This is a genomic window from Christensenella tenuis (genome assembly GCF_014287795.1).
Lineage (GTDB): Bacteria > Bacillota > Clostridia > Christensenellales > Christensenellaceae > Christensenella > Christensenella tenuis.
The window spans coordinates 47,850-65,586 of sequence record NZ_JACOON010000001.1; the positions used below are offsets into that span (position 1 = coordinate 47,850).

General features: G+C 49.8%; 18 protein-coding genes. 16 read left to right on the forward strand and 2 right to left on the reverse strand.

Annotation, left to right across the window (positions count from 1 at the left end):
* Window positions 1-197 precede the first annotated feature (197 nt).
* A complete protein-coding gene (locus H8S18_RS00265) occupies window positions 198-383 on the forward strand; it encodes a hypothetical protein (RefSeq protein ID WP_186856324.1) in 186 nt (61 codons plus the stop codon).
* Between the two features lie 159 nt (window positions 384-542).
* On the opposite strand, the gene H8S18_RS00270 is transcribed toward H8S18_RS00265, so the two are convergent.
* The gene (locus H8S18_RS00270) at window positions 543-1,535 is read right to left on the reverse strand and encodes a choloylglycine hydrolase family protein (protein ID WP_186856325.1); all 993 of its coding nucleotides are present in this window, start codon (window positions 1,533-1,535) and stop codon (window positions 543-545) included.
* Window positions 1,536-2,377: 842 nt separating this feature from the next.
* Here H8S18_RS00270 and H8S18_RS00275 point away from each other — a divergent pair.
* From H8S18_RS00275 to lpdA, 8 genes are read left to right on the forward strand one after another with little or no spacing between them, the layout of a single operon-like run.
* Complete coding sequence (locus tag H8S18_RS00275; protein ID WP_186856326.1) at window positions 2,378-3,322, forward strand: sugar kinase; 945 nt, start codon at window positions 2,378-2,380, stop codon at window positions 3,320-3,322.
* Between the two features lies 1 nt (window position 3,323).
* Window positions 3,324-4,202 (forward strand): transketolase, encoded by an 879-nt coding sequence (locus H8S18_RS00280; RefSeq protein WP_186856327.1) that lies wholly within the window; start codon window positions 3,324-3,326, stop codon window positions 4,200-4,202.
* On the forward strand, window positions 4,199-5,176 hold the full coding sequence (locus H8S18_RS00285) for a transketolase family protein (protein ID WP_186856328.1): 978 nt from the start codon (window positions 4,199-4,201) through the stop codon (window positions 5,174-5,176). The genes H8S18_RS00280 and H8S18_RS00285 overlap by 4 nt, the downstream gene beginning before the upstream one ends.
* A gap of 15 nt (window positions 5,177-5,191) precedes the next feature.
* Complete coding sequence (locus H8S18_RS00290; RefSeq protein WP_186856329.1) at window positions 5,192-6,064, forward strand: MurR/RpiR family transcriptional regulator; 873 nt, start codon at window positions 5,192-5,194, stop codon at window positions 6,062-6,064.
* Complete coding sequence (locus H8S18_RS00295) at window positions 6,061-7,032, forward strand: thiamine pyrophosphate-dependent dehydrogenase E1 component subunit alpha (protein ID WP_207721604.1); 972 nt, start codon at window positions 6,061-6,063, stop codon at window positions 7,030-7,032. The genes H8S18_RS00290 and H8S18_RS00295 overlap by 4 nt, the downstream gene beginning before the upstream one ends.
* Window positions 7,029-8,006 carry an alpha-ketoacid dehydrogenase subunit beta gene (locus H8S18_RS00300; RefSeq protein WP_186856330.1) on the forward strand — a complete coding sequence of 326 codons (978 nt, stop codon included), beginning with the start codon at window positions 7,029-7,031 and terminating at the stop codon, window positions 8,004-8,006. The genes H8S18_RS00295 and H8S18_RS00300 overlap by 4 nt, the downstream gene beginning before the upstream one ends.
* A 9-nt stretch (window positions 8,007-8,015) precedes the next feature.
* Window positions 8,016-8,963, forward strand: coding sequence for a dihydrolipoamide acetyltransferase family protein (locus H8S18_RS00305; RefSeq protein WP_186856331.1), 948 nt, complete (start codon window positions 8,016-8,018; stop codon window positions 8,961-8,963).
* 15 nt (window positions 8,964-8,978) lie between these two features.
* A complete protein-coding gene (gene lpdA / locus H8S18_RS00310) occupies window positions 8,979-10,646 on the forward strand; it encodes a dihydrolipoyl dehydrogenase (RefSeq protein ID WP_186856332.1) in 1,668 nt (555 codons plus the stop codon).
* Between the two features lie 55 nt (window positions 10,647-10,701).
* Here the strand turns inward: lpdA and H8S18_RS00315 are convergent, their stop codons facing one another.
* Complete coding sequence (locus H8S18_RS00315) at window positions 10,702-11,418, reverse strand: GntR family transcriptional regulator (RefSeq protein ID WP_186856333.1); 717 nt, start codon at window positions 11,416-11,418, stop codon at window positions 10,702-10,704.
* Between the two features lie 249 nt (window positions 11,419-11,667).
* On the opposite strand from H8S18_RS00315, the gene deoC reads away from it, so the two are divergent.
* From deoC to H8S18_RS00350, 7 genes are all read left to right on the forward strand, one after another.
* Window positions 11,668-12,393, forward strand: a complete 726-nt coding sequence (deoC, locus tag H8S18_RS00320; RefSeq protein WP_186856334.1) for a deoxyribose-phosphate aldolase — start codon at window positions 11,668-11,670, stop codon at window positions 12,391-12,393.
* A gap of 1 nt (window position 12,394) precedes the next feature.
* Window positions 12,395-12,709: a nucleotidyltransferase family protein gene (locus H8S18_RS00325; RefSeq protein WP_186856335.1), complete on the forward strand. Its 315-nt coding sequence runs from the start codon at window positions 12,395-12,397 to the stop codon at window positions 12,707-12,709.
* Entirely contained in the window at window positions 12,681-13,028 is a 348-nt protein-coding gene (locus tag H8S18_RS00330) for a HepT-like ribonuclease domain-containing protein (protein WP_186856336.1), read from the forward strand. The genes H8S18_RS00325 and H8S18_RS00330 overlap by 29 nt, the downstream gene beginning before the upstream one ends.
* 346 nt (window positions 13,029-13,374) lie before the next feature.
* Window positions 13,375-13,875 carry a heme-binding protein gene (locus H8S18_RS00335; protein ID WP_186856337.1) on the forward strand — a complete coding sequence of 167 codons (501 nt, stop codon included), beginning with the start codon at window positions 13,375-13,377 and terminating at the stop codon, window positions 13,873-13,875.
* A 154-nt stretch (window positions 13,876-14,029) separates the two neighbouring features.
* Entirely contained in the window at window positions 14,030-15,748 is a 1,719-nt protein-coding gene (gene hflX / locus H8S18_RS00340) for a GTPase HflX (RefSeq protein WP_186856338.1), read from the forward strand.
* Between the two features lie 84 nt (window positions 15,749-15,832).
* Window positions 15,833-16,294 carry a hypothetical protein gene (locus H8S18_RS00345; protein ID WP_186856339.1) on the forward strand — a complete coding sequence of 154 codons (462 nt, stop codon included), beginning with the start codon at window positions 15,833-15,835 and terminating at the stop codon, window positions 16,292-16,294.
* A 15-nt stretch (window positions 16,295-16,309) separates the two neighbouring features.
* Window positions 16,310-17,725, forward strand: coding sequence for an aminotransferase class I/II-fold pyridoxal phosphate-dependent enzyme (locus H8S18_RS00350; RefSeq protein ID WP_186856340.1), 1,416 nt, complete (start codon window positions 16,310-16,312; stop codon window positions 17,723-17,725).
* The last annotated feature ends 12 nt before the right edge of the window (window positions 17,726-17,737 follow it).

The following is a 17,737-nucleotide window of genomic DNA, read 5'->3' on the forward strand; positions in this document are numbered from 1 at the left end:
TCTCAAATGCGGTGAAAAATTTTTAAACAGAGAATTTCGGGTTGGCGGCCACACTGGAAAAGCCGCATAAAGGAAACAAAATAACGGTTGGTGGGCCATACGGTCATGTAGGGGTAAACTATTTTATTTACAAAAATCAGTATTGCCTTCACAGGGATGAAAGGGTATAATGAAAACTCCACGGGGAGGGCGGAAGCATGGCAGAACAAATTAGTTTTCAATTTTACAAAAAAGAAGATCATCCGGAGCAGGCAGCCGAATCGGAAAAAAGCACTGTAACACGGAAAAAAAGGATTACGCGGGGAATTCCCGTTGCATGCGCGGATGAATATGGAAATGCGTATCTGAAATATATGGATGGAAGCAAGAAGTATGTAAACTAGGCATATTGATGTAAAGGCGCCGGTGCTCCGGAATGAAGTGGATAGCCGGGGCCTTTTTCTTTTGCAGCCGGAAAAGGGTATGCCAAAATCGGTTCCGGCCTGAGAATATGATGACTGTAACGTCGCCGGTATCACAGGGGGAATCCTTTACTTCGCCGCTTACGGCCTTGCATTCACTGCATTAATTTGCTGTGTTTTAGGGACGGGCCATGTTTTCGCTGCGGGAGCATTCAGGTCTTCGGCAAATAAATCCACCTTGATGATCTGGCTGTTATCATACGTTTTGAAATAATAAGCGCCGCTGTCGCAAAACATACAGCAGGAATGCTGCGTGTAATCAATTCCTTTGTCTGTTACGACGCTTCCTTTGGGAATATCAACAGAGGAAAGAATGTGAAAAATTGCGGTTACGGCATCTAATTCATTCTCCGCGCGATTGATCGTTTCCTTACCGAATAAAGCGCGCAGGAACCTTGAAGGGGGCGTGTAGTCTCCGGGGATTCCCATTGTGCCCGAGCCCTGGCCAAACGGAGAAAAAGTAACGCCGCCCAATGTAACCGGTTTTAGCTGGTAAGGGCGAACACCAATGTAGTTTCTGATATTTGTCATGTGCCAGCTAAAATCCGGACTGTTGGACATGACGCCCACCGGATTATCACAAACGGACAGACCGTCCTCGAGCGGTTCAATGACAATCGTGTCGCCTGAACGATCTGTAACAATCCAGTGAAAAGGGGGCACAAGCCCGAGCAGGTCGATTACGGAAGCTGTAATATTGAGATCCTTTACGGCCTCACGCACCTGGCCCACTGTCGAGCAACTGGAGAGGAGCCAAAATACGACTTCGTGCGGGGCAAGATTGATTTTATTTTCAAGCGGTTCCTTTTGGTAAGATGCATATCCTGAAAAATAAAGGACGGCGCAGCAAAGGCCCTGCTCGTTCACACCGTCGGCAAAAACATATTCGCCCAAGTGGCGGCCAAGACCGGTGAATGCGTATGTTGTCGTCCGCACAGCACGATCCGGCTGGGATTGCCATGAAAATCCCCTTGGAATTAAAACGATGTCGGGATCGAGCTTAAAAGCAAAATCCATGGAACGCGCAAGGGCATTAGAACCGTTTTTGATTTGATAAGTAAAACTGGTACACATTTTCTTTTCTCCATTTCGATAGCTTCGATACCATTATTTTAAACCGGGAACACCTCTGCAAAACCGTCTGGAAGCCTGCGGTTTTAAGAACTGGGATTATCTGCGAATGTATCTGTATTGCATCGGAGTTCTCTGAAATTACCGGCGACGTTTCATTGTAATATAAACTGAATAATAGCACAGTAAAAAAATGCCATGAAGAATTGATGTTATTACGACGCCGCAGATTACAATGAAACGGGAGCTGGAGTTCGGGGATAAAATGACAGGAAGCAAAACACCTAGAATGTAGAACAATCTTATCAGGGTGCGCCGATTAACAAGATCAGTTCCGCGATGCTGATTTGGAACCGTTTTGGCGTGGCTGCGGTTCAGGCTTGCCTGAATGCGGCGGTTGAGGTAGGTTCTTTTTTGTTACGTATGGGCGGACCAGGTAATCGGTAAAAACAAATACTCAAATTTTTCATGCGCGGCAAATTCACCGTTATGCGTTATTTTCATTTGGCATAAAACAGTGCTGATGCCATATCCGTATGTATCGTTTGAAAATATGCTATGGTGCGGCTGGATTTATGGATGCCGAAAGATAGCGCAGAAAACTATTCCCAGTAAAAAATTCACAATATATTTACATTTAGTAAGAATGCTATTTGAAAATAAAAAGTGTAAGAAGCTTCGCAAAATACATGGTAAAAACCAAGGAAAATACATTTGTAGGATGAAAAGTGTAATAAAAAACATTGCTTGACAAGGGAAAGCGGTATTCCATATAATTACAAAAAGACATATATAAAAATGTAATTAGTTCTAGGCTGGATTCTTAAAACCGGGAGGGAAAAGATATGCCGGATATTATGGCGATTGGAGATATTGTCGTTGAATTCCTGGGGACTCAGTTGAATCAAAGCTTTTCTGAGACAGGTAGTTTCGATGGACCGTTTGAGTCCGGGTCCGCGGCAATTTTTGTAGACCAGGCGGCGCGGGCGGGCGTGTCCTCCGGAATCTTTGCTAAGGTGGGGCGTGACGGGTTTGCGCAGCTTGTGATGGGCAGGCTCCAAAAAGACGGTGTGAGCCTGCGGGGAGTCAAGCGTTCCGAACGTACGCCGACAGGTGCGAATTTTGTGACGTATAACAGCGATGGAAGCAGGCAATATATTTTCCATTACGCCAATAGCGCCATGGGGGAAATGGGTCCGGAAGATGTGGAAGAAGAAATGCTCGACGGATGCAAGTATATGTTCTTTTCGGGATCAAACGCCATGGCGACGCCAAGCATGTGGCAGGCGTCTTTGCGGTGTATTGAATGCGCAATGGAGAGGGGCGTAAAAATTGTCTTTGATCCGAATGTACGCGCGGAGCTTCACAAAGGATCTCTGAAAGAATTATGGGAGCCGCTTATATCATGTACCAGCATATTTTTGGGAAGTGAATCAGAGCTTATGGCGCTTTCAGAAACGCAAAGCGTAGAACAAGGGCTGGCGGCTGCCCATTTTTGTGAAATGGAAATTATCGTCCTGAAATACGGGGCGCAGGGTTCAAGAATATTGGCCGGAGGACAGGATATTTATATTCCGCCGTATCATGTCGATGAAACGGATCCGACCGGTGCAGGCGACAGTTTTGCGGGGGCGTTCTTGGCACAACTGTGCAAAGGAGAGGCAATTGAGCGGGCAGCGCTTTTTGCGAATGCAGCGGGCGCTCTGCATGTAACGCAGCCTGGACCGATGAGCTGCCCATCTTATGAAGAAATTGTGGATTTGATGGAACGGCAAAAAGGGGGGAACTGAAATGACGTATAAGCCTTATTATGAGCCGATTTGCACGTGGCATGAAAACATGGAGGCGGAAGAAATACAGGATCTGGCCCTCCAACTGAGACGGGATGCAGTCGATATTGCAAACTGCTCGGGAACCCATTCAGGACATCTTGGCGGGGAGCTGTCGGCGGCGGATATTATGGCGGTTTTATACGGCGGGATTCTTCGTATGAAACAGGGAGACCCGGAATGGGAGGAACGGGACAGGCTGATTCTTTCCAAAGGGCATAATTCTGCCATTCAATATGCCGCGCTTGTTTTTCGGGGAATTTTGCGGCGGGAACAGCTTTATACCGAAATGAACCGGCTGGACGGAATCCTGCAGGAGCACAGTAATCCTTCGATTCCGGGTATAGAGGCCCCTACAGGGTCGCTTGGCATGGGCCTTTCGGTGGGCTGTGGGTTTGCCTGGGCAGCGCGAAAGAAAGGACAGGACTACCATACGTTCGTTATTTTAGGGGATGGGGAATGTACGGAAGGACAGGTTTGGGAAAGCGCCATGTTTGCGGCAAAATATAAATTAGATTCCCTCACGGCAATTGTAGACTACAACGGATATATCTTGACCGGAAAAACGGACGAAGTATCGGGGCTTGCGCCGCTTGAAGAAAAATGGAAATCTTTCGGATGGGAAGCGCGCACGGTGGACGGACACGACACCGAGATGCTTACAAACGTGCTTTCGGAAATGAGAAAGCCGTCCTTCGCACCAGGAAAACCGCGTGTATGCATTGCAAAAACGAAAAAATGTTATCCGGTTGGCTTTATGATGGAAACTCCCGTGAATTACCACTCGGCGCATGTCACGAAGGACAGTTACACGGCCTGCATGGAGGAATTGGTAAAATGACGACAGAAACCATTTTTGGACATAAGATACAAGGCGCGAGGGCGGCGGTTGGCGAGACTCTCCTGCACTTGGCAGAGCAGGATGAACGCATTGTGGTTGTGGATGCGGAAACAGCAGTAGCTACAAATTTAATGGGATTCAAAGAACAGTTTCCGGAGCGGTTTATCACAACGGGAATTGCCGAGCAATGTGCGGTGAGTATGGCCTATGGGCTTTCGCGCTGCGGTTTGGTGCCCTATCTTCCGCTTTTTGCGGCTTTTTTGACCAGACGTGCTTATGATCAACTGTTTGTGCAGATTGGATATCCAAACGCAAATGTGAAACTGATGGGATGCTATGCAGGAATCAGCACGGCAAGCACAGGCGCGACGCACCAAAGCTTTAACGACATTGCGCTTATGCGGAGTATTCCGAATATTGCCGTCATCGAATGTGCGGATGCAAATGCGCTTTCGCAGGCGATGGCCGCATGTGTGCAGCATGAGGGCCCTACCTATATTCGCGTTATACGGGCAGATCTGCCAGAGTATGAAAAGAATATCCTGCCTGAAAGTTATCGTTTTCAAATTGGAAAAGCAGCAATCTTGCGAAACGGAACGGATGTGACACTTATTGGTTCGGGCATGATGACCGTGCGCTGTATGAGGGCGGCGGATGAACTCGAAAGAAGGGGCGTTTCTGCCGAAGTCATCGACCTGGGGACGATCCGGCCGCTGGACGAAGAAACGGTTCTCGCCTCCTGTGAAAAGACAAATGCGGTTGTAACGGCGGAAAACCACGACATTACCGGCGGCGTAGGAAGCGCGGTCGCAGAGCTTTTGAGTGAAAAAATGCCGACTGTACTGCGGCGCGTCGGCGTGCACGGCCGCTATGGGCATTCTGCACAGCTTGGTGAGTTGCTTGCGGATTACGGACTTACGGAAGAAAATATCGTGTTGGCGGCAGAGGAAGCGCTGCGTTCTACAAGAAGGTAAGAAGGAGGGCGACTTATGCATATCAGCAAAAAGAGCCTGGAGATGATTCCGCATGACTGCGTTGTCAGGCTTTTTTCCATCTATGATACATTGAAATCGGCAGAGCGGAAAGCGGCGGACCTGCTGATTGAAGATCCGGAGTTTGTGCGGACTTCCAGCATTGCAAAAGTTGCGCGGCGCGCGCAGTGCAGTGAGCCTACCTTTTCGCGTCTTGCCAAAAAGCTCGAATATACAGGGTTCCCGGAATTGAAGCACGAGCTTGGGAAAGCAAATAACGAGCGCGCTTTCGTTTTTTATGACGGCATCCAAAAAGGGGATTCCACAGATGAAATCATTGAAAAGGTATTTCATTCCGCCGCCCAGGGGCTTGAAGATACCGCTAAAACGCTAAGCGGCGAAAAAATAGAGCGGGCAGTGGAGACTCTGATCGGCGCACGGACTTGTCTTGTATACGGTGTGGGAGACTCAAGCGTGGTGGCGCGCGCAATACAGTATAAGCTTGCGAAGCTTGGGATACGGATTCAGTTTGCAGAGGACGTGGATTTTACAGCGACGATGGCATTCCATCTGGGAAAAAGCGACGTGTTTTTTGCGGTATCGCATTCGGGTAAATCGGACCCGACCCTGCGAATGGCACGGCGGGCAAAAACGAACGGCGCCCAGGTAATCAGTATCACAAATTTTCCGGCGTCTCCCCTCGCAAAGATTTCCGATGTAGTACTCTTAACAGCGGTATTTTCGGAATTGGTTTACGGGGAAAATACGTCGAAACGCGCGGCCGAAATGTGCGTGCTTGAGATTTTAGCCGAATGTATGGTGCTAAAGGGAAAGACGGGTATGCCTCCACGCATTACGCGTAAAAAAACAAATAAGGATGAAAAAATATGAACCTGACCAAAGAACAGATGAAAAAAATTTATGACCAGATGTTCAGTTCGAGGACATTTGAAGAACGCGTAAATGAAATGTTTATGCGGGGGATGATCCACGGGACGACGCATCTCGCTGTCGGCGAAGAGGCGACGGCGGCAGGAGGGGTCAATGCACTCAGACCGGACGATTATATTATGAGTTGCCACCGCGGGCACGCGCATTGCATTGCCAAGGGAGCAGATTTAAAACGAATGATGTGCGAACTTCTCGGAAAACGGGACGGCTTTTGCAAAGGGCTGGGGGGCTCTATGCATATTGTAGATATTTCAGTGGGGAACTTCGGGGCGAACGGCGTGATGGGGCCTTCCATTCCGATGGCAACGGGTGTTGCGCTGGCCATTAAAAAGGAAGGGAGCGGTAAGGTGATTCTGGATTATTTCGGAGATGGAACTTCGAATTCAGGCCTTTTTCATGAGGCGCTCAATATGGCGGCACTGTGGAAGCTTCCCATTGTGTATCTGTGTGAAAATAACTTGTATGGGATGTCTACTCCGGTTTCCAAAAGCGTATCTGTACCGGATATTGCAATCCGTGCCCAGGCTTATGGAATTCCGGGAGTTATTGTGGATGGGATGGATGTGCTTGCGGTCATGGATGCGGTGAGTGAAGCTGCGGACCGTGCACGGCGCGGGGAAGGACCAACGCTGATCGAAGCCAAAACATACCGCTATCTTGGACATTCCAAAAGTGATAAACGCGCCTACCGTACACGGGAGGAGGAAGCGGAATGGAAGAAGAAGGATGCGATTCGGTCCTTCGCAGCGTATATGTTGGAACACGGCGTTTCCCAACAAGAGATTGACGAAATCGAGGAGCGCGTGAAGCGGGAATGTGAAGAGGCGGTGCAATATGCCCAAAAGGCGGAAACACTGACGCTGGAGGAAGCGAAAGAGCTTGTGTTTAGGGCGGAGGAATGCAGATGAGTGAAATTACGTATGTACAGGCAGTTTCGGATGCGCTTCGGGAGGAACTGCACCGGGATGAAAAGGTATTTCTTCTGGGAGAGGATATGGGCGTTTACGGAGGATGCTTTGGCGTAACGCGCGGCTTCCTGGAAGAGTTTGGTCCGGAACGCATTATGGACACCCCGATTTCGGAAGGCGGATTTATGGGTGTGGCAGTGGGTGCCGCGATGGCGGGATACCGCCCGGTCGTAGAATTCATGTTTTCAGACTTTGTGACATGTGCTATGGATTTGATTTGCAACCAGGCTGCAAAGCAGCGGTTTATGCTCGGCGGGCAGGTGGATATTCCGCTTGTTGTACGCACGCCTGCGGGAAGCGGGACAGGAGCTGCCGCACAGCATTCGCAAAGCCTGGAAGCATGGTTTTGTCATATCCCGGGACTCAAGGTGGTGATGCCGTCCACGCCTTATGATGCAAAAGGGCTGTTGAAAGCGGCGATCCGGGAAAATAACCCGATTCTGTTTTTCGAACATAAGCTTCTTTATGGAACGAAAGGAGAAGTTCCGGACGAAGAATATCTGCTTCCAATTGGCAGAGCGGATATTAAGCGTCCGGGAAAAGACCTGACCATGATCAGCTATTCTCTGACACTGCAAAAGACGCTGCGTGCGGCAGAAATGCTTGAACGCGACGGGATCGACGCGGAAGTGCTCGACCTGCGGACACTAACGCCGCTTGATGAAAGAGCCATCATTGCATCCGCTAAAAAAACAGGGCGGGTGCTGATTGTGCACGAAAGCGTTCAAAAATTCGGCGTCGGCGCGGAAATCGCGGGATTGATTGCAGATAGTGAAGCGTTTTTTTATTTGGACAGGCCAATCCGGCGGTTTGGCGGTGAAGATATGCCGATTCCGTATTCCCCGGCCCTGGAAGCCCAGGTTGTCCCGCAGGTGGAAACAATCTATGAAAAAGCCAAAGAATTGTTGAAATAGGAGGCGCGCATGCTGAACAAAATGGCAACGCCCGCCGCCAGACGCGTGGCGCAGGAAAGGAATATCGACCTTTGGACTGTAAGAGGAACGGGAGCCGGAGGCTACATTCAGGAAGCGGATGTGCTTGCGCATCGTGGACAAAAGGCAACCTTTGTCGCGCGTGCAGCGGCACGATACCTGGAAATTCCGCTGGAACAGATTTGCGCTTCCGCGCCGGATGGGGTAATCCGCAAAAATGATGTGCTTGCAGCGAAAGGGACTGCCTCCGGAGGGAAGCGGATTCCAGTAAACGGAATGCGCCGGACGATTGCTGCAAAAATGCGGGAAAGCCTCTCCGTATCGGCACAGTATACCCTGATGGGGGAAGCAGACTGTGGAGCGCTGCAAAAGAAAATGAAGGAATTCTCGGGACGCTGTATGGAAAGGGTAGGGATAAAGCCGACCTATTCTGATTTTTTTATCCGCGCAGCGGCACTGGCACTGAAAGAGAACCGGATGCTTAATTCCCGCTTTATGGAGGACCATATACTGATTCATGAGGATATTAACATCGGCCTTGCAGTTTCGCTTGGAGAGCGTGGATTGATCGTTCCGAATATCAAAAATGCAGACCGAAAGACGCTTGGTGAAATTGTACAGATGCGCGCGGAATTGGTAAAACGCGCCCGGGAAGGCAGGCTTGAGCCGGACGACTACGCGGGCGGGACGTTCAGCATATCAAACTTCGGGCGTTCTGCGGTCCGTTTTTTCACACCGATCATCAATCAGCCGGAAAGCGCGGTACTGGGGATTGGAAATATGGTGGAGCGGCCCGTCGTTCGCGAAGGAGCGATAGAAGCGCGGCCCCAATTGGGTCTTAGCCTTACGATAGATCACCGGCACATTGATGGAACAACCGGGGAAAAATTCCTGAGGGATTTTTCGGAATTGATAGAACACCCGGAACGCATGGAGTAACTGGAGGGATTGAACATGGGCGATTTTATTACAATGCCGAAACTCGGAATGACGATGACAGAGGGAAAAATTGTAAAGTGGCTGGCCTGTGAAGGGGAACGGATCGGAAAAGGCGATTCAATCTTTGAAGTGGAGACGGATAAAACTTCCCTTGAGGCAGATGCGCTTACAGGAGGAGTACTTCTGAAAATATACCGCAAAGAAGGTGAAACGGTTCCCGTAAATAGTCCGGTTGCATTTGTGGGCGAAGAAGGAGAAATGATTCCGGACGTAGGAAACGAAACCGTTTTTCAGGAAGAAAATACGGCGCCCGGGCAGCAGAAGCAGGCCTGCGACTACGATCTGATCGTGGTTGGAGCCGGGCCGGGAGGATATGTATGCGCGCTGCGGGCCGCGCAATTGGGCGCGAAGGTTGCGGTTGTAGAACGGGATATGCCCGGGGGAACCTGCCTGAACCGGGGTTGCATTCCAACCAAAGCGTATTATGAAAGCGCCCGCCGCTGGCGGGAGGTATGGGACTGCGCACAGTTCGGAATCGAAATTCAGGATGCTTCTTTCCATTGGGAACGTGTTTTAGAGCGTAAGAATGGAATTGTGGACAGACTGCGCATTGGAATTGAAACGTTGCTCCGTAAAAACGGTATTGAACGAATCAACGGGAACGCCGTGATACGCAAAGCAGATACGGTAGAGGTTGACGGAAAGACCTACCGCTGCCGCCATATTGTACTGGCAACGGGGGCCAAAGCCGCGCATGCGGTAGCTACGGCGGAACAGCTCCAGACAACGGATACGGTTCTTGATATGGGGCAGCTTCCGGATTCTATCGCCATTATTGGCGGAGGCGTGATCGGATGTGAGATGGCAAGCATACTGAACGCGTTTGGTGTGCGGGTAACGATTATTGAGGCGCTTTTGCGTATTCTCCCCGCGATGGATGAGGAAGTAGCGGATTGCCTTTTAAAAGAGATGCGGAAAAATGGAATCGAAGTACTCACCGGGACAACCTGTAAGTCAATTACAAAAAGTGGAGAGGGATATCGGGTTGTTCTGGAAGACGGACAGGAAATTATGCCTGAAATGGTATTGGAAGCTGTCGGACGTGTTCCAGAATGCGCCGCATTTGAAGGCTTAGGTGTGGAATTATCTCCGGAGGGCTATGTAAAAACAGACGAATGGATGCGCACCAGCATCCCCACCGTTTACGCAATCGGGGATGTGAACGGCAGGTTTCAGTTGGCACATGCCGCTTCTGCTCAGGGAATTTTGGCGGCGGAGCATATGTTTGCGGACCAGAAACCTGCGGCAATGGAGATGGTGATTCCAGCCTGTGTATTTGCGGAACTTGAAATTGCTTGTGCAGGAATAACGGAGCAGGAGGCAAAGGAAAAAGGAATTCCGGTTAAAGTCTCAAAGTTTCCTTATTCTGCGAACGGAAAGGCACTTGCCATGGGGGCTGGGAAAGGATTCGTCAAGGTAATCGCCGACGAACGTTGGGGAGAAATCCTCGGTGTGCACATAATCGGGGAAGGAGCTTCCAGCCTTATTGGCGAAGCGGTTATGGCGATGCGGTGTGAAGCGACGGCCGACGCGGCAGGCGAAGCGGTGCACGCGCATCCCACCCTTTCGGAGGCGCTGATGGAAGCCTTTTTGGGCGCAGGAAAAGGCGCGCTGCATCAATAGAGGAGCAAAAAACCGGAGAAACCTCTGTTTCTCCGGTTTTTTGTTTTAGAAAAGGTTATTCCCGTCCTTCAAGATGGACCACATATTTATATTGCTCCGCAACCAGATGCGTCCTGCCGAACTCCACGGGGCCCTGCTCCGTATAAGTTGTGCGCTGATCTGCAAGCAGCGGCGAACCAAGCGGGGCATGCAGTATCTGTGAGAGGATAAAATCCGCGCAGGAAGCGGAAATATAATCTGTGGACGATGTGAAAATCAATTGGTATTCCTGTTCGAGAAAAGAATATAGGTTGGTGAACGCACCTATGTGCTGGTCAAAATCTGGAACGAGGTTTACGCGCAGATAATTTTCCATCAAAGCAATCGGATTGCAGTCGGCATATTGCACGCGCTGAAGGCGAAACACTTCGGCCGCCTGCACGCAGGTGAAGCGCTTCGGCCGCCTGTTCCGGAGCGGGTACACGTTCAATGCACATCCCTCTGTTGCGATTGTAAAATCTCTTGCGGGAAGAGATTCTGTCACCGAAATAATCCGGTTCAGGCGCTGCGAAGTAGAGCAATCGAGCACTTTGGTTCCGCGCCCCTGGCAGGGCTTTAGATAACCGCCTGAAGTAAGCAGTCTCGTTGCCCTGCGAATTGTGGTCCGGCTTACGCCAAATTCTTGTTCCAATTCGCTTTCGGTTGGTAAAAGCGTGCCCGCCCGGTAGATTCCGCTGGAAATCCTGCTTTTGATGGTCTGGTATACCCTGCGGTAAGAAGGAATTTGGGGCATGGGTTTCTCTTAAAAGTAATTGTTTTAAATTTAGTCTACAAATATAATACCGCTATGCCAAGTAAAAATGCTTTATATAAAATATTATTTATAAAGGTAGTTATTAGAATAAATATAAATAAATGGATAGCGAGGGATAAAATTCAATTTATACGAAAATAGAGGGATATATATTATGAAATTGACAAAAATTCATAATTACATTATGCTGTGAACAAGACTTATCATTTTGCCATGAGGGAAAGAAGAATGAAAGAAATCGATAAAAACCAGCTTACAGTAAAAGATATTGCCTATATGATGGATCCAAGCGTGCTCAAGCTTGATACAAGTTATGAAGATTTATATGCCATGATCGACGCGTGCAAACAGTATGAATTTGGATGTGCGTTTGCATGGCCTGCCTATTATCCGGAACTAAGCCGCGGGTTAAAGGGAACAAATACGGCGTTCGGAACGTCGCTCGCATTTCCCTCCGGGCAGGAAGCGACGAAAACCAAAGTGGAAATGGCGGAATATTTTAATACGTTCGATCCGGCAGAGCATGACATGGTTATGAATGTGGGCTGGCTGAAATCCCAAAAATACGAAGAAGTGCTGGAAGACCTCCGGGCTGTGCGTAAAGCGACGGAAGGCCGCTCGCTTAAGGTAATCATCGAAGCGATGCTGCTCACGGATGACGAAATTGAAAAGGCCTGTGAAATTGTGATTGCATCCGGTGCAGATTATGTAAAAACAGGAACCGGTTTTTCTGCGCCGCCGACAACTCTGCATCATGTGGAGCTGATCAAAAAAACAGTGGGGGAACGCATTAAAATTAAAGTGGCGGGCGGCGTACGAGACCTTGAAACGCTGCTGAAAATGTATAAACGCGGCGCGCGGCGTTTTGGGATCGGTTTTGCCTCCGCCATAAAGATTATGCAGGAAGCGCTCGTGCTTCCGGGTGGAATAGCAGACATTGAATCGGTGGAATAACATGTATACACGCCAACAGATTGAAAGCATCTTAAAACAAATTCTGCAGGATACGCCGGTAAAGCGTGTTGTGCTTTTCGGCTCTTATGCTAAGGATAATGCGACGGAAGAAAGCGATCTTGATTTTGTGATCGACTCGGATGGAACGCTCCGGGGCCTCGATTTCTTCGGGGTGCTTGAAACCATGGCACAGGCGTTTCACGTGCCCGTAGATGTAATTGAACTTTCGCAAATCGAGGCGGGTTCGAGGATTGCGCATGAAGTGGAGCAGACAGGGGTAATAGTCTATGAAACGGAAAACGGAGCAGATTCTTGAAAAAATCGAACGCTATTCCCGGCAGACGCGCTCTTTTGTGGCGGGATATACCTATGCGGATTTTATGCAGGATGATAAAGCGATCGCAGCTTGCGTATTCAATTTAAGCCAGATTGGGGAACTCGTAAAAATTGTGGACAATAGCCTTAAGGAACGATACAGCACCGTCCCCTGGCACCAACTGCGTGGGCTTAGAAACAGGATTGTGCACGATTATGAAGGCGTACAGCTTTACGATGTGTGGGATGTTATCCAGCATGGGCTGCCGCGGATTGAACACGAACTCCGCATGATCCGGGAAAAAGAAGCACAGGGATAAGAAGGCGGGAGTTTTCGCTTACAGACAGATTTTTGCCGCCGCGGGCATTTTACCAATCATGCGCGTACGGAACAATTTGAGCCCATTATTGCCGCTGAATCTGCGGCAATGCCGGCAGTTCATGTTGTGCAAGCCAAGGGAAAAAAGAGCTTCGCACAGCCTGAGAAAACTGCACTGTTTTGAGTGTTTGGTGTAGAATTTTCCGAATATCTGCTGCCACCGGCATTATTTTATGAAAAGAATGGAAACATGCGGCGACAGTTGATATAATATTCGCATAATTGAAGAAACGCCGTGTATGGCGCAATAAAAATAGTGCTCATAAAATAGTTAGGGGGATTTCGAAATGCTTGCTGCCAAAAGAGAATGGATTGATATTGTAAAAAAACAGGAAGAATTGCTGCGCTTTGAACAGTTTACACGGGATGACGCGCTTGGTCTTGGCCTTAAAGTGATAGAGATGGCAAGAGAGAAATATCACCATGGGGTTACGGTGCGGATTTTTGCGGAGGGAGCGGTTTTGTTTTCGCATATGATGGATGAATGTTCGCTTGAAAATGAGTTATGGATGACACGAAAATTCAATACGAGCTCCATTACAAGGATTAGTTCAATGCGAACATTCCTCGAAATACATTATGGAATCCGGCAAGAAGAAGCGTGGTGTAAAAACAGCGGAGATCATGGAAATTATGCGTTATGCGGCGGCTGTATGCCGATTTTTGGAAAGAATGGAGAAACGCATGGATTTGTGATGGTGTCTGCGCTTTCCCATGAAGAAGACCATCAGTTGATTGCGGATTCTATGGCGGCGTATCTGGACGTGGAAATTCCCTCTATCCTGTGACAAAATGAAAAACAAAACGGTACGGCATGGGCTGTGCCGTTTTTTTATGCTTTACGGCATATGTGTGGAAATGTTTGTCAAAAATGTGTTAAGAAGGCGCAAAAGGATCCTAGTTTCTGGTATAATCAATTATATGAATGAGATACATGGAAATATGGCAGGGCTGAAATCCCGGACCATAGAAGAATTAAAAGGACTATATGAATTTAAGCTGTCTCCGCAGGAATTTATTTCGGAAGCTTTGGTTGGCGAAATGGCGCGCCTCACGGAAGTTACGGGAAAAGAAATTTCCATATTCCTTTCGAGGAGCGGAAGGGTGCTCGATGTTTCTGTAGGTACGGATAAAAGCGTAAAGCTGCCCTATATGCGCGTGCGGCGCGGGTCTGCGGGCGTATCCGGCATACGCGCCCTGCATACGCATCCGGGCGGGAGCCCGATGCTTTCCAGCGTAGATGTTGGTTCGCTGCTTTCCAGCCGTTTTGACGCGATGGCGGCAATCGCTGTAAAAGAAGGCAAAGCGACCGCTATGTGCGTGGGCTTTATTGGAGAGAAACTCGATCAGGCCAGGATTACGGGCCCTTTCCGGCCGGGGCGTATTCCGCAGCAGGCACTGATGCATGAGATTGCCGCAGTAACGGAACGAATCCAGCAGCTTGTGCGGCTGCATGAAACAGAGGACGCCCCGGAACGCGCAGTGCTGGTTGGCCTGAATGCTCCGCAGGAAAGTATGGAAGAGCTTGCGCGGCTCGCGGAGACGGCGGGAGCGCAGGTTGTGGGCAGCCTCACACAGAATCGTGACCGGGACCGGGCCTATTATGTCGGCAAAGGAAAAGCACAGGAGCTTTCCTTACAGATGTCTGCCCTGGATGCAGATATTGTGATTACAAACGATGAGCTTTCCCCGTTGGAAACACGCAATCTTGAGGAGACTTTAGGCGTTAAGATTGTAGACCGCACGATGCTGATTCTGGATATTTTTGCCGCGCATGCGCGCACACGCGAAGGACGGCTGCAGGTAGAACTTGCGCAATTGCAGTATACGCTTCCCCGGCTCGCAGGCGAGGGTGTATCCCTGTCGCGCCTGGGCGGAGGCATTGGAACGCGGGGGCCGGGCGAAAAGAAAATAGAGATTGACCGCCGCCGGATTCGGCGGCGGATTTTCGAGCTGCAGCAGGAACTGGGAAAAGTTGCGGAGCAAAGAGAGCTTCGCCGTACTGCGCGCCGGGAAAACGACGTAAAGGAAGTCGCGCTTGTGGGCTATACAAATGCCGGGAAATCAAGTTTGCTGAACGCTCTCACGGATGCGGAGGTGCGTGCGGAAGATAAGCTGTTTGCAACGCTTGATCCTGTTACGCGGCGTGTGGAACTGCCGGATATTGGAGAGATTGTGTTTACTGATACGGTCGGTTTTATCGAAAAGCTTCCGCATGATCTCGTGAGTGCGTTCCGTTCCACACTGGAGGAGGCGGCGCGGGCGGATCTGCTTCTCCTTGTCACGGATGCAAGCAGCCCGACCGCGGGAAGGCAGATGGAAGTAGTGCGCGAATTGCTTTCCTCCCTGCACACCGATGAAACGCCGAAGATTTTGGTGATGAATAAAACGGACCGGCTGGAGGAACAGCCCGAAGCGGGAAAAGATACCGTCTATATTTCTGCAAAAACAGGGGAAGGGCTTGAAACGCTGCTCACACTCGTTGCGGAAAAGCTTGCGCCCCAATTTATGACGTATCGCGGGACGCTCGGATACGACAGGGGAGACCTGCTTGCGCTGGTTAACCGCAGTGGAAAGGACGTTTTTCTTGATTACAGGCCGGATGGCGTGTATATAGAAGCGCGTCTTCCGGTGGAAGTCATCAGGAAACTGGGCGCATAAGCCAGGGGAAGGCCAGGCTGGCCCGGCTTGCGGAGAAAGTGGTTTTTTGATATGATGTACGATAGGAATTGAAGGGGGTTTTCCATGTACCGCGAAGAGATGGCTCATAAAAAAATAGGCGCATTTGCAGGGATATTGATTACGCTTGGTATTGTTGCGGCAATCTTGGGAACCATGTTTGTTCTTTCTTTCATTGGTTTCCTGCTCAGTTTACCTTGGCTGCAACTTTTTGCCTTTGTGATTGTGGTGCTTGCGGGTTTTGTGGCGGTCAAACGGTATATGACAGATTATGTTTATGTGATTGGCGATGGGAAGATTCTTTTTGGACGCAGGATTGGCGCCCGGGAAAAAGAACTTTCTACAATTCCCCTGCGCAACATTAAAAAAATGGGAGAATATCCCGCAATGGAGCATGAAATTGCCGGACGAAAAAAATATAAATATACCTTCCGCAAAAAAGCGGACAGCTATGTCGTTGACTGCGGGGATATTGCAATTTTGTTCAGCCCAACAGAGGAACTGAAGCAAAAGCTGGAACAGCGGTAAGAGGAGGCCGGCGCGATGGAAACACCGATCGTGGATATGCTGGGCCGCGTTTCCGGAGAGGCGCGGTTGCGTTTTTGTATGCCCGGCCACAAAGGAAAAGCGGGGTTCCTGCCGGAAGAGGTGCATCGGCTTGATATCACAGAGCTTTCCGGGGCAGACAACCTCTATCATCCGCAGGAAGCAATTAAAAAATCACAAAAGCTGCATGCAGAGTATATCGATGCGCGTGAAAGCTATTTTATGGTAAATGGGGGCTCATGCGGCGTGCAGGCATCCGTGCTTTCGGTCCTGGAGCCGGGAGACACAGTGATCGTCGCGCGGGATATCCATCTTTCCGCAGTGAATGCCTTTATTATGGCGGATGTAAAACCGGTGTTTGTTTATCCTTCCGCGCGGGAAACGGATGTGCCCTGCGTGGTAAGCGTACAGGATATTGCTTCCGCCGTGGCGCTTCATAAAAAGGCAAAGGCCGTTTACCTGACTTACCCAAACTATTATGGACTGTGCGCGGATTTAAACGGTATCTGCGCGGTAGCGCATGAAGCCGGAATGAAGGTAATTTGTGATGCGGCGCACGCTGCGGCGTTCGATTTTTCCGGCCTGCTTCCGGTAACGCCCGCGCATGCGGGCTGCGATATCTGGACGTGCAGCCTGCATAAAACGCTTGGGGCGATGAACCAGTGCGCAGTACTGAGCGCGGGAGTGGAAGCAGGCCTACAGCCAGAAGTCATCCAATCGCGGCTCAACATGCTGCAAACGACGAGCCCGTCCTATCTTTTGCTGGCGTCTTCGGATTATACGCTTGGATTTATGCGCAGGGAAGGGAAACAAAAACTCCATACGGTGATTCAGCTTGTAGAAGAGAATATGCGCCGTATAGAGGCGTTGGGCGGCTACCGCTGCATTTTTCAGGATATTCCCAAAGAGACAGGAGCTTTTGACAGGGATATCCTCCGGCTCGTGATCGATGTGACGGACCGGGGAGTCAGCGGCTTTGGGGCAGCGCGCTTTTTGCAGGAAAAAGGAATTGCGGTAGAAACTGCGGATATTGCAAACATTGTATTGATTTGTACTGCCGCTGACACAGCGGAGGATTTTGAGGCACTCAAGGCGGCGCTTGGTGAAATCAAGGGATCGAACTACAAAATACGCAGGATGATGACAGCGGAGGACTTGAAGCAGGTATACCTGCCGCAAATATCGGTTCCCATGCGCAAAGCATTTTTTGCGGAACGGCGCAGCGTGGCACTGGAAGAAAGTATTGGGTGCATTGCCGCCGTGCCCGCAGGGGCCTATCCGCCTGGCGTACCCGTGATTCTGCCCGGGCAAAAAATCGCGGAAGATATGGTCGATTATCTGACCTTGCTGAAAAATCGCGGATATGGACTTTTTGGCATCTACCGCAATGAAATCGAAATTGCTTGTTTTTAAGAAAGGATATAC